17 protein-coding genes are annotated in these 17,152 nt (G+C 55.4%); 10 read left to right on the top strand and 7 right to left on the bottom strand.

Going from position 1 to position 17,152, the window contains the following annotated elements; all coding sequences use genetic code 11:
* Window positions 1-364 precede the first annotated feature (364 nt).
* A complete protein-coding gene (locus D3878_RS14500; RefSeq protein ID WP_119786137.1) occupies window positions 365-1,288 on the bottom strand; it encodes a LysR family transcriptional regulator in 924 nt (307 codons plus the stop codon).
* Window positions 1,289-1,459: 171 nt separating this feature from the next.
* On the opposite strand from D3878_RS14500, the gene D3878_RS14495 reads away from it, so the two are divergent.
* The 10 genes from D3878_RS14495 to nadC all read left to right on the top strand — a co-directional run bounded on the left by D3878_RS14495 (window position 1,460) and on the right by nadC (window position 12,161).
* Entirely contained in the window at window positions 1,460-2,506 is a 1,047-nt protein-coding gene (locus tag D3878_RS14495; RefSeq protein ID WP_119786136.1) for a cupin domain-containing protein, read from the top strand.
* Between the two features lie 7 nt (window positions 2,507-2,513).
* Window positions 2,514-3,224, top strand: coding sequence for a fumarylacetoacetate hydrolase family protein (locus D3878_RS14490; protein WP_119786135.1), 711 nt, complete (start codon window positions 2,514-2,516; stop codon window positions 3,222-3,224).
* Between the two features lie 65 nt (window positions 3,225-3,289).
* Window positions 3,290-4,486 carry a 3-hydroxybenzoate 6-monooxygenase gene (locus D3878_RS14485; RefSeq protein ID WP_119786134.1) on the top strand — a complete coding sequence of 399 codons (1,197 nt, stop codon included), beginning with the start codon at window positions 3,290-3,292 and terminating at the stop codon, window positions 4,484-4,486.
* Window positions 4,487-4,708: 222 nt separating this feature from the next.
* On the top strand, window positions 4,709-6,067 hold the full coding sequence (locus D3878_RS14480; protein ID WP_119786133.1) for an outer membrane beta-barrel protein: 1,359 nt from the start codon (window positions 4,709-4,711) through the stop codon (window positions 6,065-6,067).
* 192 nt (window positions 6,068-6,259) lie between these two features.
* Window positions 6,260-7,480, top strand: coding sequence for an ABC transporter substrate-binding protein (locus tag D3878_RS14475; protein ID WP_119786132.1), 1,221 nt, complete (start codon window positions 6,260-6,262; stop codon window positions 7,478-7,480).
* Window positions 7,481-7,712: 232 nt separating this feature from the next.
* Window positions 7,713-8,432 carry an ABC transporter ATP-binding protein gene (locus D3878_RS14470; RefSeq protein ID WP_119786131.1) on the top strand — a complete coding sequence of 240 codons (720 nt, stop codon included), beginning with the start codon at window positions 7,713-7,715 and terminating at the stop codon, window positions 8,430-8,432.
* Complete coding sequence (locus D3878_RS14465) at window positions 8,429-9,187, top strand: ABC transporter ATP-binding protein (RefSeq protein ID WP_119786130.1); 759 nt, start codon at window positions 8,429-8,431, stop codon at window positions 9,185-9,187. Before D3878_RS14470 ends, D3878_RS14465 begins: the two co-directional genes overlap by 4 nt.
* Before the next feature lie 2 nt (window positions 9,188-9,189).
* On the top strand, window positions 9,190-10,101 hold the full coding sequence (locus D3878_RS14460) for a branched-chain amino acid ABC transporter permease (RefSeq protein ID WP_119786129.1): 912 nt from the start codon (window positions 9,190-9,192) through the stop codon (window positions 10,099-10,101).
* 10 nt (window positions 10,102-10,111) lie between these two features.
* Window positions 10,112-11,179: a branched-chain amino acid ABC transporter permease gene (locus D3878_RS14455; protein ID WP_158592271.1), complete on the top strand. Its 1,068-nt coding sequence runs from the start codon at window positions 10,112-10,114 to the stop codon at window positions 11,177-11,179.
* A gap of 91 nt (window positions 11,180-11,270) precedes the next feature.
* Window positions 11,271-12,161, top strand: coding sequence for a carboxylating nicotinate-nucleotide diphosphorylase (gene nadC / locus D3878_RS14450; protein ID WP_420799522.1), 891 nt, complete (start codon window positions 11,271-11,273; stop codon window positions 12,159-12,161).
* 217 nt (window positions 12,162-12,378) lie between these two features.
* Here nadC and D3878_RS14445 read toward each other — a convergent pair whose 3' ends face one another.
* From D3878_RS14445 to D3878_RS14420, 6 genes are read right to left on the bottom strand one after another with little or no spacing between them, the layout of a single operon-like run.
* Window positions 12,379-13,020, bottom strand: a complete 642-nt coding sequence (locus tag D3878_RS14445; protein ID WP_119786127.1) for an isochorismatase family protein — start codon at window positions 13,018-13,020, stop codon at window positions 12,379-12,381.
* A 2-nt stretch (window positions 13,021-13,022) separates the two neighbouring features.
* A complete protein-coding gene (locus D3878_RS14440) occupies window positions 13,023-13,859 on the bottom strand; it encodes an alpha/beta fold hydrolase (RefSeq protein ID WP_119786126.1) in 837 nt (278 codons plus the stop codon).
* On the bottom strand, window positions 13,856-14,080 hold the full coding sequence (locus D3878_RS24810) for a tautomerase family protein (RefSeq protein WP_119786125.1): 225 nt from the start codon (window positions 14,078-14,080) through the stop codon (window positions 13,856-13,858). The genes D3878_RS14440 and D3878_RS24810 overlap by 4 nt, the downstream gene beginning before the upstream one ends.
* A gap of 14 nt (window positions 14,081-14,094) precedes the next feature.
* Complete coding sequence (locus tag D3878_RS14430) at window positions 14,095-14,838, bottom strand: SDR family NAD(P)-dependent oxidoreductase (RefSeq protein ID WP_119786124.1); 744 nt, start codon at window positions 14,836-14,838, stop codon at window positions 14,095-14,097.
* A 44-nt stretch (window positions 14,839-14,882) separates the two neighbouring features.
* Window positions 14,883-15,845, bottom strand: a complete 963-nt coding sequence (locus tag D3878_RS14425) for a PDR/VanB family oxidoreductase (RefSeq protein ID WP_119786123.1) — start codon at window positions 15,843-15,845, stop codon at window positions 14,883-14,885.
* Between the two features lie 22 nt (window positions 15,846-15,867).
* Window positions 15,868-17,139, bottom strand: a complete 1,272-nt coding sequence (locus tag D3878_RS14420; protein WP_119786122.1) for a cytochrome P450 — start codon at window positions 17,137-17,139, stop codon at window positions 15,868-15,870.
* Window positions 17,140-17,152: the final 13 nt, after the last annotated feature.

Genomic DNA, 17,152 nt, shown 5'->3' with positions numbered 1-17,152 from the left:
GCACTTTTGCCGTAAATTCAACTGCTGTTTATACCCAGCAAAATTCTTGCACTCCGAAGCCACAGTGAGGGTGAGCACTGACTAGATTTGTCTGTGCCCACGCTGTGCCAAATTGTGCCCATGGATTTTCGGGCAATTTCGCAAATTAGCAGTTTTTGACCTTTGGTCAGATTTGAGCACGAGGCTGATTAAATTAGCTAAAGCCTAATCTGTTCTACGCGGCCACGAGAAAATTGCCAGGATACCCGGAAAGATGCGCCGCCTTTTATCTTCTCGGCTTGATCCATATGTCGACAGCGCCTTCGGACCTGATGTGAGTTTATTTTCCACACGCGGATCGGACTAGCGTCAGTACCGCTCCTTGTCAGGCATCAGTCTGGAGAGAACGGTCTTCCGTGTCTGAAAGCAATTCGGAGATTACGCCGCGCAGCCATCGAACGCCCGGGTCGTTGTGATAGCGCTGATGCCATAGTTGCTTGACTTCATATCCCGGTAGGGGAAACGGCACAGGCAACACTTGATATGCCCCTCTGCCTTGCAGGACAAAACTCAGTCGTTCCGGGATAGTCACGATCAGGTCTGTATGTTCGACCACGGAGACAGCGCCGAAGAAATTCGGGATTTCCAGCACAGTACGTCGAAAAATTCCCTGGCGGGCGATTTCGTGATCAATGATCTGTGGCGCCGCGCCAGTGGAGCCGATCGTCGCGTGATTTTCGGCTTCGAATTGCTCGAGTGTCAGTGTACCGGCGATACGCGGGTGGTCCTTGCTGGCCATGCAGACGAAATTCTGCAAAAACAAAACCTGTTGATAAACGCCAACTTCCAACTGGGGAAATGAACCGAGGGCAAGGTCAATGTCGCCACCTTCCATCTGCCGCGCGAGATCATTAGGAATCGAGACGACACGGATGCGGATACCCGGCGCTACCGCCCGCAGTCTTTTCAGTAGGCCTGGCAGTAGCACAACCTGACTGGTATCCGTCATGCAGATCGCAAATGTGCGGTCCGAAGAGGCCGGATTAAATTCGTGTCGTCGGCCGAGAACCGTATCGAGCGCCTCGATCACCGTGAGCACGGGCTGCACCAGCTCCTCGGCGAACGGCGTGGGCGCCATCCCTGATGAGGTGCGTACGAACAATTGATCGCCGAAATGACTCCGGAGTTTTGACAGCGCAACGCTGACCGTTGGTTGGCTAAGTCGTAGTGCCTGGGCAGCACCGCTTACGCTCCGGCTTTTGTAGATCGCATTAAAAATAGCAAGAAGGTGAACATCGATTCCGGTCATGGAGTAATTTTTCCTACTATTAAAAAATCGAATACATCTTATCAAATGTATTGCATTTACAGAATAATGCTCTGCTCTTAGGATAGCGCCATCACCTAAGCCAATCACCGCCGCAACTGCATCGCGCGGGGCGGCCGATTGACAAGTCCGAATGATGGAGGAGAGAACGCTATGCAGGATCTTGGTCGCCTGGAAGACCTGCCGGAAGAATATCGCTCGGCACTGACCGAACAAAACCTGGTGCCGCTGTGGCCCAGTTTGCGTGCAGTATTGCCGCCTGGCAAACCCATTCCGCGCACCCAACCCGCATTCTGGTCCTACCAGGCCCTGCGTCCGCTGCTGCTCAAGGCAGGCGAATTGACGCCGATCGAAAAAGCCGAACGCCGCGTGCTGGTGCTGGCCAATCCCGGACATGGCCTGGAAAAGATGCAAGCAAGCTCGACCATTTATCTTGGCATGCAACTGCTGCTGCCCGGCGAATGGGCACCGGCACATCGTCATACCCCGAATGCGGTGCGCATGATCGTCGAAGGCGAAGATGCCTACACCACGGTGAATGGCGAAAAATGCCCGATGCAACGCGGCGACCTGATCCTGACCCCCACCGGCCTGTGGCACGAACACGGCCATGACGGCGACAAGCCCGTGGTCTGGCTGGATGTGCTGGATTTGCCGCTGGTGTATTACATGGAAGCGTCCTACGTCACCGAAGGCAAGGCGCAAGAAACGAATGCCGAAGCCAACAACCGCGGCTATCTGCGGGGCGGCGTGGTACCCACGCCGGTGTTCGAACGCGCCACGCAGCCATTCCCCATGCTGCGCTATCCATGGGCCGACGTTCGCGCCGCGCTGCTCTCCCTGGCGACATCGCAGCCGGAAATCGAGACGGTGCAGGTAGCGTATGTCAACCCGGAAAACGGCACCGACTGCCAGAAAATTCTCGGCTTTTCCGCCCTGATGCTGCGCCCGGGAGAACGTCTGGCACTGCCGGTACGCTCCACCGCCATGGTCTTCCATCAGATCGAAGGCGGCGCCGACGTCAGCGTCGCCGAACGCCAGTTCGCGCTCGCTGAAGCCGACACCTGCTGCGTGCCTGGCTTTGAAGCCGTCACGCTGGCAAATCGGTCGACTACCGAGCCCGCATTCATTTTCATCGCCGACGACGCTCCCCTGCAGAAGAAGCTGGGCGTCTATGAAGTGCGCAACCAGAATTATTGAGAACATCATGGCAGATACCAAATACGTCTTCAATCCCGAGCCTGTCTATTCCCTGCCGATCAAGGGCAGCGATGCGCACTTTCCTGTCAAGCGGATCTTTTGCGTCGGCCGCAACTATCACGCGCACGCCATCGAGATGAGCCGCCCGGTGGACAAGGCGACTTCCCGCCCCTTTTACTTCACCAAAGCCAATTCGACACTGGTCGAATCCGGCGCGACCGTTCCCTATCCGGCCGGCACGCAAAACTATCACTATGAGATGGAACTGGTGCTGGCCATCGGCGCCCCGGCCTTCCGTCTGGATCAAGCCGACGCGGCGAAAGTCATCTACGGCTACGCCGCCGGCCTCGACATGACCCGCCGCGACCTGCAACTGGTGGCGCGCGACCAGGGCCGCCCCTGGGATCTTGGCAAGGACTTTGAAAAATCGGCGGTATGCACGGAAATCGTCCCCGTGGGTGACCTGGGCGTATTGAAGCAAGGCGCCGTCTCGCTGCAAGTCAATGGCGAAACCAAACAGAGCTCGGACCTTAGCCAGCTGATCTGGGACATCCCCGAACTGCTGGCCGACCTGACGCAGTTCTATCATCTGGAACCGGGCGACCTGATCTTCACCGGTACGCCGGAAGGCGTGGGCGCGGTGAAGCCGGGCGACCGCATCACCGGTCATGTAGATAAGGTGGGCGACATCGCGCTGACCATCGGCCAGCCGGAATAAGAAATCAGAGCAGAGGCTTCCTGGATAGGATGCCCGAAAACAGAAATGCAGCAAGGAGACAAATCATGAGCCAACAACTTCCCGTACTCGTCGCCGGCGGTGGCATCGGTGGTTTAGCTGCGGCACTTGCGCTGGTTCGCCGAGGTTTTCGGGTCAAGGTGATGGAACAGGCCGACCAGATCGGCGAAATCGGCGCGGGAATTCAGCTCGGACCGAATGCGTTCCATGCATTCGACGCCCTCGGCATTGGTGACAAGGCGCGCAGCCGCTCGGTGTTTACCGACTACATGGTCATGCATGACGCTATCGACGAATACGAGGTCGGCCGCATTTCGACCGGCGAGGCTTTCCGCAAGCGCTTCGGTAATCCCTATGCGGTCATTCATCGCGTCGATGTGCATAAGTCGCTGCTCGAAGGAGCACAGGAAACTGGCCGCGTCGAATTCCTCACCTCGACCCGCATCGAGCGCATCGAGCAGGATGACGGCAGCGTGACCGTCTACGACCAGCATGGCAATGGCCATCGCGGCGTGGCCCTGATCGGCGCCGACGGCGTTCGCTCCGTAGTGCGCCAACAATATGTCAACGACCCGGCGCGCGTGACCGGCCATGTCGTCTATCGTGCAGTCGTCGACAAGAAGGACTTTCCCGAAAATCTGCAATGGAACGCGGCCAGCATCTGGGTCGGGCCGAATTGCCACCTCGTCCACTATCCCTTACGCGGCGGCGAGCAGTACAACGTCGTGGTGACCTTCCACAGCCGCGAGCAGGAAGAGTGGGGCGTCACCGAAGGCAGCGCGGAAGAAGTGCAAAGCTACTTCCAGGGCATCTGTCCGAAGGCGCGCCAGCTGATCGAACTGCCCAAGAGCTGGAAGCGCTGGGCCACCGCAGACCGCGAACCAATCGGGCAATGGTCGTTCGGACGAGCCACGCTGCTGGGCGACGCCGCTCACCCGACCACGCAATACATGGCGCAGGGTGCGTGCATGGCGCTCGAAGATGCGGTCACGCTGGGTGAAGCGTTGCGCGTACATGACAACAATTTTGCCCTGGCGTTTGACCTCTACCAGCGTTCGCGCATCGCCCGCACCGCGCGCATCGTGCTGTCGTCGCGCGAAATGGGCCGCCTCTACCACGCCAAGGGCGTCGAGCGGCTGATCCGCAACGACTTGTGGAAAGGTCGCACGCCGGAACGCTTCTACGATGCCATGGAGTGGCTGTACGGCTGGAATGTCAACAATTGCCTCACCGCTGAGAAGTAAGCGCGGAACTGGAAACCTTTCGCCGCGCCGCACCTGCAGTGCAGCCTGACGCCGGTTGACATTTCTTTTTTAAGTGTGGCTTCCCAACGCTGGGGCAATTGGCAATAACAGAAGTAGTTGGCGTGTAGCGCTATCCGTACGTACTTAACTTTCAGACGGATTTTGTATGGCCGGATAGCGTAATTTTGAAAATAAAATTATCCTAAAGGAGGATGACAATCTATGTCGAAACTAACCCATATTCTCGTTACCGGCACACTAGCTTCTTTGTTGGCTGCCCCGGTTTCTGTGTTGGCAGAAGCTTCACTGCCGCCGGAAGGCAGCTTGATGCGTTCCCTGTTCGGAAATGATATTTCCGAGCGGATGGGAGGAATTACCATCTCTGGATTTGCACAACTTGGATACGTCGCAAGCAGCAACGGAAATCCAAGTGATGGCGGAGCAAACGGGCCGGCAGCACCCAATGGCGATACTGGGTTTCAGCTCAACAATCTGCAGGTCCATGTCGATAAGCCTCTGAAAAGCAATATTATCCCGCGTGGATTTGGATTGCCCGGGCCTGTTCCTCAAGAATATGATTTTGGATTTGAGACTCGCCTGACCTATGGAAGGATGGCCATCGCTCATCTCATGGCTGGTTGGGATGACAACTGGTCGAGAAACCAAAAAGACCCTGTAAGCGGCACTCGGGACCGTCATCATTATCTGGCCAATTCGGAAGCATTCCTGAAGGCTTACATGCCTTGGGGAAATGGCACATCCTTACTGGTAGGTCGATTCCTTTCCCCCGTCAGTAATGAGGTATCCCTATCTACCAGCCAGACTCCTTTAGGGAATTTCTTTTATAGCCGTCCTTATACCTTTTTCGGTGAACCGGTCACTCACCTGGGTTTCTTACTTTCTACAAATTTGTGGCGTAGCGCGCAAGCCGGACTGTGGACCGTCGAGGGAGGGATGGTGAATGGCTGGAGTAACAGCCAGGACAACAATTCTGAAAAGAACCTGGTAGGTGCACTGCATTGGAGAAGCGCGAATCTTGCAACCGGATTCGATTGGCGTTTCATTGCAGGAAATGACCAAAATGACCCAAATGGACCCTTCCAGTTTGGTGCGAATCGAATCATCTCTGACCAGAACCAGCTCCGTCAGGTTCACTCGTTTGGTGGCCACCATATCTTTGGAGATGGCAAATGGAAGGCATACGGCGAACTCGTGATCGGGAAACAGGCAGGCGATGGTAGAAGCAGCACCATCGATATCATTGGTGGCCCCAATTTCTCGGGTGCCAAATGGAATGGTCAGACGCTTGGCCTTCTGTATGCTGCAGACGAAAAAACTGGATATGGCGTCCGTTTCGAGAGATTTAAAGACCGTGATGGTTTTGGCTTATATCCCCTGTCCATGGTGAAAACAGACTACTACGCTACGACCCTGGGAGCGAGTCATCTTGTGACTAAAAACGTCCGCGTGCGTTCCGAGCTCAGGCATGACTGGCAAAAAAATAACAATGGCGTAGGCGCGTTCTACGGCGGAAAGGACTCAAAAACAGCACTTTCTGCAGACCTTGTGGTTTGGTTCTAAAAGTAACCAGGCCACCACCAGATACGAACTGTAACTACACGCGGCATATTTGATGCGACCAGGAGCTTGTCTAAACAATGGTTTTATACGATCATATGGTTGCCGAGACAAATATGTCGTAGCAATTAATCGGACAGCCGGCATGCTGGCTAGCACAAGACTCATAGATATCCAAAATTGAAGGAGACAACCATGAATAAATTAGTGAATTGGTCGGTACCCCGTTCAGCAGCCGTTATTTGCGCTGCAATAGGCATGCTGACGACCGCTGCAGTCCAGGCAGCGGATAAAGAGGCAGTGGTGGGTTTCGCTATCGCCCAATCCGGCATGTTCCAACCATATGATGAAGAAGGAGCGAAAGTCGCTCAGTTATTCATTGACCAGTTGAATGCCAGTGGCGGACTTCTCGGCCATAAATTGAAGTCAGTAATGGCTGATACGAAATCCGATCGCGTAGAAGGTGCCAAGGCAGGCAACGCCGTACTGAAAGACGGAGCGAAGCTCGTTTTCGTCACATGCGACTACGATTTTGGTGCGCCTGCGGCGCTGCAAGCAAACAAGGCCGGCGTAATGAGTGTATCGCTTTGCGCTGGCGATCCAAAGATGGGTCCGGTGGGTGCCGGAGATAATGTGTTCAGCTCCACCATCGCCGCCCAGGTTGAGGGCGCAACACTGGCTGAATGGGCATACAAGCAGAAGAAGGCGCGAAATGCCTACGTCCTTTTGGATAGCACGATCGAATACACGAAATCGGTCTGCGCAGGCTTTGACTGGGCTTGGGAAAAGAATGGCGGCACGATTATTGGCCGCGATACCTTCCGCAATGGGGATCCAAGCATTGCAACGCAAGTGACCCGAATCGCAGCCGCGATAAAGGAAAAAAAAGCGGATCTAATTATGCTTTGCTCTTACTTGCCGGGCTCAGCAACTGCGTTGCGTCAGCTCCGGGCGGCTGGCATTGATCTCCCGATTGTCAGTGGCCAAGCGATGGCTGGGACGTTCTGGACAGGTTCGGTGCCTAACTTAAGCAACTTCCATGCGGTCATGCAAGCTTCAACCGAAGGGGATCCCCGTTCCTCAGTCAAGAAGATCCTTGATGCGTACAAAGCCAAGTACGGTAAGCCACTTGGACAGGCAACCGGTTTGCCCATCTATGCGTGGATGGAGCTCTGGGCGCGGGCCGTCAAAGAGGCGGGAAGCTTCGATGCCAAGGATGTCGTAGCAAAAATGAACCAGTACAAGGATGTCTCCACGAGTCTTGGCCCTTACAGTTTCTCGCCCAAGCTCCATATTCAGGATCGCGCAGAGATGGCGATCGTGAAAATAGATGGCGGAAAACAGACCGACGTAACCATTATTCCGCCTGGTGATCCCATCCCCGTAAGCGTACTTTACCGTACACAAAAGAAATAAGCTCGGCGGCGAGCACCTTGCCGGTGCTCGCCTCGCCCATCACATAAAACACAGTACTCGAGCTGCTATCCGCAGAGGATGTTTATGCAGATGTCAATTTTGAGAAGACGAGACACGCTAATGCGATCTGCATTTGCACACACCCCTATTGTGCAAGTTCTGTCCGAGAAATCAATGCTGATGAAAGTCTCTTCAACCAGTCAGCTACGAGCGCTTTAAGATCTGATCAAACATGAGCGAATTAAAAGTAAACGACGTAAGCGTCAGGTTTGGCGGTGTCAAAGCAATCTCTGACGTGACTTTGTCGATCTTCCGCAAGGAAGTACTGGGGTTAATTGGGCCGAACGGTGCCGGAAAAACCACGTTGGTGAATTGTATTTCTGGTTTTCAAAAACCCACCAGCGGACAAATACAGCTCGAAGGCTCAGTAGTGTCAAATTGGTCGCCGGCATTGTCACGCAAAAGGGGCATCGCGCGGACCTTTCAAGGCGGCCGTCTTTTCGGCTCCATGACGGTATTGCAAAACGTCGAAGCAGCGGCACTGGCGCTCGGTATGCATCGCAATTCCGCGCGTGCAAAGGCATGTGAAATGTTGCAGTGGGCCGGTTACACCGGATCATTGGAGAGGCCTGCTGAAACGGTGGCGTATGTCGACGAACGCCGGATCGGCATTGCCAGGGCACTTATCGGTGAGCCAAGTTATGTACTTCTCGACGAGCCTGCCGCTGGCATGTCGGATGTGGAATGCGAGCAACTGATGCGACTTATCAAAGAAATTCCCGAACAGCTGGGTGCAGGCGTGCTCCTGATTGAGCACAACATGCAACTCATTACTAGTGTTTGTCATCGTGTGCATGTGTTGGACGGCGGCAGCACGCTGGCCGAAGGGCAGCCTGCTGAAGTGCTGCGAAATAAAGCTGTGATGGCGGCATACCTCGGGGAGGAGTCATGAGCCGCCGCATCCTGGAAGTTCAGTCCTTGAGCGTTAGTTACGGAAAAACGCCTGCATTGCGTGGACTAAATCTTCACGTGGACCAAGGCGAGGTCGTTTGCATTGTCGGACAAAATGGCGCAGGCAAGTCCACCACGATGAATGCGGTTGCAGGCAGTCTGTCAGGTCGCAGAGAATCCGGCTCGATTAGCCTGAATGGGATTCCCTTGCAGGGAAAGTCACCTGAAGCCATTGCGAGATTGGGAATAAGCATGGTGCCGGAAGGTCGACATGTGTTTCCCGAAATGTCGGTATTGGAGAACTTGAAGGTTGGTACCTACATGCGCCCCAACCGCAATCGGGTAGCGCAGGAACTTGACACGATTTTCCAGTTGTTCCCGCGTTTATATGAGCGGCGCCACTCTGCAGCAGGCAATCTTTCAGGAGGGGAGCAGCAAATGCTCGTCATCGGACGTGCTGTTCTAACCGATGCCAAGCTGCTCCTGATCGACGAGCCCTCTCTAGGCTTGGCCCCGCGTGTGACAGAAGACGTATATCGCGCCTTGCTGAAATTGCGGGAGACCAAAGGATTGACCTTGCTGATCAACGAACAAAGTACAAATCGCGTCTTACGATACGCTGACCGCATATACGTCCTGCGTGGTGGAGAGGTAAGGTTGACGGGAACCCCGGACCGCCTAAGGGATGGCGATACCATTCGTGAGGCGTATTTCGGTCTGCCTGGCGTATCTAATCCATTGGATATAGAGGCTTAAAAATGAATATCGGACAAACAATCCTGGATGCGGCCAGTCTCGGCAGTCTCTATGCTCTCGTGGCCCTTGGGCTCGGGCTTCTGATTGGCGTACTGCGTCTTATCAACCTGGCACACGGGGATTTCATCACGGTGGGCGCCTATTCACTCATTGTTCCCTCGGTCGACGCGACCTCATTCATGCTCTACCAGGGATGGCATTGGTCCGCCGTAGTCCTGATGGTGTGCGTCGTCGTGATTGTCCTGGCGCTGGTGGTGGACCATGGTCTGTTCAAGCCACTTCGACAGGCAAACGTTGGCACCCTGATGATTGCTTCATTCGCACTGAGTTACTTTTTGCAGAATGCAGTGATGATGATTTACGGCGCGCGGCCTAAGGGTATCGATCTGTGGTCCAGTCTGGGCCAAGGCATCGAATTTTTCGGGATTCGCGTGTCGTTGTTACAGGTAACGACTATCAGCGTGACAGGTTTACTTCTCGTCCTGGTAGGCGGACTGCTGAAGTTCACACCGATAGGTATCCAGATGCGCGCCGCAGCGTCGGATTTCCGTATGGCCAGAATGCTCGGGGTACGGGGCAACCGAGTCATTGGCGCTGCCTTTGCGCTCAGTGCGATTCTTGCCGCAATCGTATCGGTCCTGTTCGTTGCCCAAACAGGCGCTTTAAGCCCCACCATGGGCGTACCTTTGGCACTGTTTGGTTTTATCGCCACTGTCGTTGGTGGGCTGGGCAGCTTGACTGGGGCTGTCGTGGGAGGATTTCTCATCGGGGTGGTCATGACGCTTTTCCAGTCGTTCCTCCCCGACGAACTTCGCAACTTCCGGGAAGCCTTCACGTTTACATTAATTGTTGCTGTATTGATGTTCCGGCCAAAAGGTCTTTTCCCTTCGAAGACATTAATTGACAGAGTTTGAAATGCACATAATGACAAATTCAAATAGCAAACTTCGAGCGTTCTCCACACCGCTGCTGTGGAGTCTATCGCTGGGATTGATTGTATTGGTCGCTGAATTTTCGGGAGACCGAGGATTTTCTATCAGCACAACTGAAATGCTGATTCGTCTCATCGCGGTGGTCGGAATTTACACATTTATTGGCAATTCCGGAATTGTGTCGTTCGGCCATGTCGGGTTTATGTGTCTTGGCGCTTATGCTGCGGCTTGGGCTGGCTGTGATCCGGAATGGAAGGAGATCATGCTGACAGACTTACCAGAAATATTACGCAGCCATTCCTATGATTTGTGGGTAAGTCTGACATTTGCCACGATCCTTTCCGCAGCGGTCGCAATGCTGCTTGGCTTAGGCTTGATGAGGCTTTCCGGGATCGCCGCAACGATTGCCACGTTTGGGTTCCTCATGATTCTCAACAGTGTCTTTGCCAATTGGGATGCGCTGACCGCCGGCACCAGTTCTATCATCGGCATTCCGACCTCAGTGACAGTGGGCAAAGTATGGCTAGCCGCCGTCGTCGTGATCGCGGGCGCTTGGTGGTTCCAGAATTCGCGGACCGGGGTGCTTCTGCAAGCGACACGAGAAAGTGAGCCTGCTGCGCAATCAATTGGCATTGAACTGACTCGCGTGCGTTTGGCCGGATTCGTATTGAGCGCAGCGATCTGTGGTTTTGCCGGGGCCTTATATGCGCACTTTACCGGCTTCCTGTCACCGGATTCCATGTATCTGGACACAACGTTTATTCTGCTAGCCATGCTAGTGATCGGTGGAATGCAGAGCCTGTCTGGCGCCATACTGGGCGCAATCCTCGTTTCATGGCTGATCGAACTGTTGCATCTTGGTGAGGCAGGTTTCAGCATTGGCGCCAACGCCATTCGCTTACCGGCTGGATCGCAGCAGCTAGCCCTTGCCTTTGTATTGGGTGCCATTTTGCTCATTCGTCCTCATGGGCTGATGGGACGCAAGGAGTGGACAATTTCCTTGAAAAATCGTCGAAGAGAAGCTCAGCTCCCCTCGAAAGAGGTGTCTCTTAATATCTAACTGACAAAAGAATCGCTCTTCATAAACTTGTCTTGGTGAGTAGCGCCGGCCTGCCCCGTAAATGGATTTTTTTTAACGATAGTGTCTTAGCGTGGATATTACAATTTCTGATCTACAAGTCCAAACCGATGTTAGACGTGCACTCGAGGAAGACGTCGGTGCTGGTGATTTGACTGCAGCCTTGATCCCGGCACAACAAACGGCGCGAGCGATCGTCATTTGTCGTGAATCCGCAATTATTTGCGGACAGGCTTGGGTGATGGAGGTGCTTAGACAGGTGGCTCCCTCGGCAAGGGCGGTTTGGAACGTTTCGGACGGCCAGCGATGTGAACCTAATCAGCCAATCGTCGAGATATACGCAGGTGCGCGAGAGCTATTGACCGCTGAACGCACCTGCCTGAATTTTCTACAAACGCTCAGTGCCGTGGCCACCAAGACTGCGAAATTTGTGAATGCCGTGGCCGGTACGAGGGTCGCTATTCTTGATACTCGCAAGACTATCCCTGGGCTTCGCATGGCGGAGAAATACGCAGTGCGTTGTGGTGGGGGCAAAAATCATCGCATGGGACTCTTTGACGCCATGCTGATCAAGGAGAATCATCTTGCTGCTGCCGGGAGTTTGACTGCGGCCTACCAAGCGGCATTGCGATTGAAAAATACTGCAAAATTCATCCAGGTTGAAGTAGAAACATTGGAGCAGCTCAATGAAGCGCTCCGGGCTGGGGTCTCGATGGTGTTACTCGATAACATGTCACTTGATCAGATTCGCCAGGCCGTGAAGATTGCCGATGGACGATGCAGCCTTGAAGTTTCTGGCGGCGTCACTTTTGAAACGATCAAGGAATTGGCTGAAACAGGCGTTGACCGTATATCCATTGGCGGTTTAGTCAAGGACGTGCAGGCGGTTGACTTCTCAATGCGCTTTAGCAAACCGTCTCACGAGAGCGAGGGACCTGTATCGATGCCGCCATTTGCCAAATAAAAAAACGCCACATCCACACAGAATAGCGATTGCAATCGCACATCTGGTCTTTGATTGTGGCATTCGCCGCTAGCTTCTATAAAGTAAACGCGGCCGCATTCTGCCGCGTTTTTCCCCATCACTTGTTTCTTATCTGCCCAAGCTTTTGACGTGCCTTTCTCCTGGCGTGGACAGAATCGCTTCCAGATCGGTCATGTCGGCTTCTGTTGGTGGCCGCTCACAGCGCGTTCAGATACGCCAGTGTGTCGGCCAGCGATACGACATCGGCGTATTTTGCGTTGAGGTCAAACAAGCTTTGTTCGTGTGACGCGACAGACCGGTCGCCAACTGCTTCGTGCACGACCATCGGCCGGAAGCCGTACTGGCACGCATCCACTGCCGTGGCGCGTACGCACCCGCTCGTCGAGGTTCCCGTCAAGATCACCGTGTCCGCGCCGAAGGAAACCAGGCGCGACACCAGATCGGTGCCGAAGAAGCAGGAGGCATATTTTTTGTACAGCATGGAGTCGGTCGATGACCTGTGGATGCGTGCATCAATCTCGTGTCCGTCGCCGCCGGCCTTCAAGCTGGACGCGCCTTTTTGCTTGATGGCCCAGATGCCTGCGTCTCGCAGTTGGTCGTCGTCGTATCGCACCGCGGTGAGGATGACCGGGATGTGTTTTTCGTGAGCGACATCGAGCAGTTGATTGGTGGCGTCCACCTGGATGTCGAGATTGGAGCCAAACGGACGACCCGGGTCGGTGAAGCCCTTGGCGAGGTCGACCACAATGATGACTGGCTTGCTTCCAAAGCCGATCGGCATGCCAAAGCCGCGTTGACGAAAGAATTCCTCGTCGGAGATCTTGTTATCTTGATTCATGGTTAACTGTTAGAGGTTGATGACAGAACGATGTGCCGGACGGCTTCTGTGAATGCCGGAAGGTTATCCCACGGGATCATGTGACCTGCGCCCGGAATCCGGATGTAATCGGCGCTCGGCAAGGCCTGCTGAAGTTCCGCCGCACCTTGTGCGGTCACGACTTGGCTGTTTTCACCGAAGATCAGATGACTTCGCGCATTGACCACTTTCCATGACAGGAAAAAATCCTCCTGGTGAAACATGCGCCACGATGCTTCAACGGCTTTCTCCGAACAGGTCGGCAGCCACTGCAGGCGATCGAGCAAACGTGCATCGCTCCAGCTTGGTGCACTCTTGCGCATAGATTCCAGCGTTGCGCCCGCGGACGCACTACGAATGCCCTCGATATAAAAATTCAGTGGTATCGGATAGGGCGCCCCGTCATGACCTGATAGCGGTGGATCGACCACGATCAGCCGGCCTGCGAGACCCGGCCAAAGCACATCGAAATGGGCTACGATGCGCGCTCCCATCGAGTGACCCAACAAGATGGGGCTCTCCAGTTGGAGCTGTTCGCACCAGACGCGCAAGTCAGCGGCATAGTCGTCCAACGCATATCCAGTTTCCGGAGCGTCCGAAAGTCCGCGGCCTCGCGAGTCGAGCACGATCACCCGATTCGGTAATTTCAGCGCCTCGACCACGAAGGCCCAAGTGGCGGCCGGGCTGGTAATCCCCGGTACGATAAGCACCGCGGGCGCCTGGCCGGGCCAATCCAGCGCACTCAGGCCCACCTTGCCGTTCTGAGCGCGGCGCTGCACCGCGCCCGCCGGCATTGAAGCACTGCGCTTGGCATCGCTCATGATGTGTGGTTCCGCGCTGGACGATCATGGGCTGAGAAGATCTCGTCCAGCCCGACGCCACCTACGCCCCAATGGGAGGGTGGCACTTCCTCGATCAAGACATTCACCGAGGAGACCGGCACACCCAGTTCCTCGACGATGGTACTCGTCAGACGCTGGATAAGTCGTTTGCGCTGCTCAGGTGTAGGGTGCTTCGCGCATGCTAGTCTGAGAAGAGGCATATCAGTGTTCCTGTCTATTTATAGTACATGCCGCCGTTGACACCGACAGTCTGTCCGGTGACAAAGCCTGCATCGGGGCTTGCCAAATAGGCAATTGCTTCCGTGATGTCATCGGTCTTTCCGCGGCGCTTGATCATCTGCAACGGTAACACATCGTCGAAGTGCTCCGCGATTTGCTCCATGACACCTTCGGTTTCGATCAATCCCGGAGCGACCAGGTTGGCGGTGATGCCAAATGGACCGCCCTCCGTGGCGACGACACGCGTGAAACCGATTACACCGGCCTTGGAGGCCGCATAGGCGCTGACACCCGTCAGACCGGTGAACACAACGGCAGAAGACAGGTTGACGATACGACCGTATCTCATTGCCTTCATGGCCCTGAACACGGCCCGCGTGCATAGAAATGTGCTGTCAAGGTTGATCGCCATGATCTTGCGCCAGTCTGCGTACGACATGCTTTCAAGGGGAATATGCGGATAAAAGCCGGCATTGTTGACCAGAATGTCAATGGCGCCGAGCCTGGCCGCGACGGCTTCCATAGCCTGCCCGATACCTGCCTCATCAGTCACATCAAGGGTTAGTCCTACAGCGCGTCCGCCCATTTTTTCAATCTCGCGCGCGCCGGCGGTGGCAGCATCGCCGTCAATGTCCAGCAAGGCAACGGCAGCGCCTTCGGCAGCGAGTTTTTTTGCCGTAGCCAGGCCGATGCCGCGCCCGGCACCCGTAATTGCTGCAACTTGGTTCTTGAATCGCATCGTTCATTCCTTGTTTCGGTGAGTGTGTAAGTGGGCTTGCGTGCTCAGAGGTCAAGCACCAGCAGGTCAGACTTGCAACGCCCCACGCAGACCATCATGAATTTCCCTTCCTCGCGTTCTTCCGGCGTCAGTACACTGTCGTGGTGTTCAGGCTCACCGCCGATGACGCGCGTCTCGCAGCTGCCGCAGTAACCTTCCTCGCACGAGAAGGGGACAGGGATCGCTGCCTTTACCAGCGTCGCTTTCAGGCTCTGGCCGGCCGCCACGTCCAGCGTCAGGCCGCTTTTTGCCAATTCGACCTTGAATGCACGCTGCTCTCCGCCTCCATCCTGCTTTTGCGTCGTTGGTGCCGAGAAGCGTTCGATATGCAGTTGTGCACTCTTTCCCGCCTCCATACAGACCTGCTCCAGTGCGTTCAGCATGGGACCTGGGCCGCAGCTGTATAGCGCCGTGCCCGCAGCGACGTGCGCCACTAGCCCTGCCAGATCGATCAGGCCGCTGCTGTCCTGCGGCAGCAAGCTCACCCGTTTGGCTGGGTATTGGGCCAATTCCTCGACAAATGCCATACTTTCGCGCGTGCGGCCGCCATACACCAGCTGCCAGGGGGTGCCTGCAGCATGGACAGCGCGCAGCATCGGGAGCAGTGGCGTCACACCAATGCCACCGGCAACGAATAGATAGGCGGACGCTTCTTTCAGTGCAAAGTGGTTTCGCGGCACGCTGACCTGCACAGCCACGCCGGGTGCCAAGGTTTCGTGCGCCTCGATAGATCCGCCACGGCCGTTGGCGTCTCGCAGAATACCCACGCGGTAACGCTGGCGATCAGCTGGGTCTCCGCACAAGGAATATTGGCGTATGGTGCCCGATGGCAGATGCAGATCGATGTGTGCGCCAGGCTCCCAGACAGGTAGCGTCGCGCCGCTTGCGTCGACCAGGTCGACGGCGATGACCTCGGGTGTGGCGAGCTCAACCCGCTCGACAATTAGCGTGTTCAATGAAGTGGACATGTTGTATCTCCTCGCTGTGTGCTTAGGCCGGGACTTTCTTCGGGTCCCATTCGACCATCAGCTTTTCCAGTGCCAGCACCGTCAGCACCGGCAGATAAGTCAGCTTTTGGTTCTTGACGATATGTGCATCGGGAATGCGGCGGAAGAACTCTTCCATGCCCACTTTGATTTCCAGCCGCGCTAGCGGATTACCCAGGCACATGTGCCGGCCATGGCCGAAGGCCAAGTGCTCCACCGCGTTCGCGCGACGGATGTCAAACTTCTCTGGATTGGGAAATTTCTGTGCGTCCAGACCGCCGGCGGTAAACAGCAGCCAAACGATTTCGCCCTCAGGGATGGTGGTGCCACCCATCTCCACGTCGCGCGTGGTGATGCGGAACAGCCCGGGTGACGTGCCACGGCGGCGTAGCGTTTCTTCCACGGCGCCGCTCATCAACTCCGGGTGCTGTCGCAGGTCGTCCCACTGATCGGGATTTTCTTCCAGCAACTGGAACATTGCCCCCATCAAATTAGGCGTCGTGTCATTTCCGGCGGCCACCAATTCATTAATGTGGCGCAGGATACGTGAGCGGTTCACTAAGGGCTGACCGTCGGGACCTTTGGCCTGCATCATTTTGGTGAGCACATCATCACGGGGATTCGCTTCACGGTCTTTGGCCAAGGCATCAAAGAATTCGAAGCACTCGATCAATCGGGTCCAGCGTTCGCGTAGCTCGTCTTCGGCCATGGGCTTGGTCATGGACTTGGGTGAAAATACAGAGAATAAATCTGCAGTCCACTGACGGTAATCGGCGGCACGTTCGGTCGGAATGCCAAGCAGCTGCATGATGACTTCCAGCGAAAATGGATACGCATAGTCATACATGAAGTCGCAACTGCCTTTGGCGATGAACTGGTCGATCAGACGATTGGCGATTTCACGGGAAGGCTGTTCCATCTTGGCCACAGCGCGCGCCGTGAAGAACGGCGCCACCGACATGCGAGAACCGGTATGCTCGGGCGGATCAATCGCGACGAACAACTCTTTCTCTGCATCGGGAGGCACGCGATGCGCCAGATCATCCGGAGGCGGGATCAGACCCAAAGCCTTGGACGAAAATGTTTCGTAATCGCGCGCCGCATTGCAGATGTCGCTATAGTGCGTGATTACCCACATCTTGAGAGGTTCGTGATAGAACACCGGCGCTTGCTCTTGCGCCTTCTGGATCATCGGTACCGGGTTGTTCAGAAACTCTTCCGAGAGCGGATCAAAGCCTTCAACTGTCGGGAAGGCGTGTGCGGTTGCTGTGTTCATCTTGTCTCCTTAG

Source organism: Noviherbaspirillum sedimenti (assembly GCF_003590835.1).
Lineage (GTDB): Bacteria > Pseudomonadota > Gammaproteobacteria > Burkholderiales > Burkholderiaceae_D > Paucimonas > Paucimonas sedimenti.
The sequence above is the reverse complement of the archived record's forward strand: the minus strand, read 5'-3'. Positions and strand labels throughout refer to the sequence as shown.

Coding starts and splice junctions, on each gene's coding strand:
- D3878_RS14500 (WP_119786137.1), bottom strand. CDS start 1,288: ATGACCGGAATCGATGTTCACCTTCTTGCTATTTTTAATGCGATCTAC.
- D3878_RS14495 (WP_119786136.1), top strand. CDS start 1,460: ATGCAGGATCTTGGTCGCCTGGAAGACCTGCCGGAAGAATATCGCTCG.
- D3878_RS14490 (WP_119786135.1), top strand. CDS start 2,514: ATGGCAGATACCAAATACGTCTTCAATCCCGAGCCTGTCTATTCCCTG.
- D3878_RS14485 (WP_119786134.1), top strand. CDS start 3,290: ATGAGCCAACAACTTCCCGTACTCGTCGCCGGCGGTGGCATCGGTGGT.
- D3878_RS14480 (WP_119786133.1), top strand. CDS start 4,709: ATGTCGAAACTAACCCATATTCTCGTTACCGGCACACTAGCTTCTTTG.
- D3878_RS14475 (WP_119786132.1), top strand. CDS start 6,260: ATGAATAAATTAGTGAATTGGTCGGTACCCCGTTCAGCAGCCGTTATT.
- D3878_RS14470 (WP_119786131.1), top strand. CDS start 7,713: ATGAGCGAATTAAAAGTAAACGACGTAAGCGTCAGGTTTGGCGGTGTC.
- D3878_RS14465 (WP_119786130.1), top strand. CDS start 8,429: ATGAGCCGCCGCATCCTGGAAGTTCAGTCCTTGAGCGTTAGTTACGGA.
- D3878_RS14460 (WP_119786129.1), top strand. CDS start 9,190: ATGAATATCGGACAAACAATCCTGGATGCGGCCAGTCTCGGCAGTCTC.
- D3878_RS14455 (WP_158592271.1), top strand. CDS start 10,112: ATGACAAATTCAAATAGCAAACTTCGAGCGTTCTCCACACCGCTGCTG.
- D3878_RS14445 (WP_119786127.1), bottom strand. CDS start 13,020: ATGAATCAAGATAACAAGATCTCCGACGAGGAATTCTTTCGTCAACGC.
- D3878_RS14440 (WP_119786126.1), bottom strand. CDS start 13,859: ATGAGCGATGCCAAGCGCAGTGCTTCAATGCCGGCGGGCGCGGTGCAG.
- D3878_RS24810 (WP_119786125.1), bottom strand. CDS start 14,080: ATGCCTCTTCTCAGACTAGCATGCGCGAAGCACCCTACACCTGAGCAG.
- D3878_RS14430 (WP_119786124.1), bottom strand. CDS start 14,838: ATGCGATTCAAGAACCAAGTTGCAGCAATTACGGGTGCCGGGCGCGGC.
- D3878_RS14425 (WP_119786123.1), bottom strand. CDS start 15,845: ATGTCCACTTCATTGAACACGCTAATTGTCGAGCGGGTTGAGCTCGCC.
- D3878_RS14420 (WP_119786122.1), bottom strand. CDS start 17,139: ATGAACACAGCAACCGCACACGCCTTCCCGACAGTTGAAGGCTTTGAT.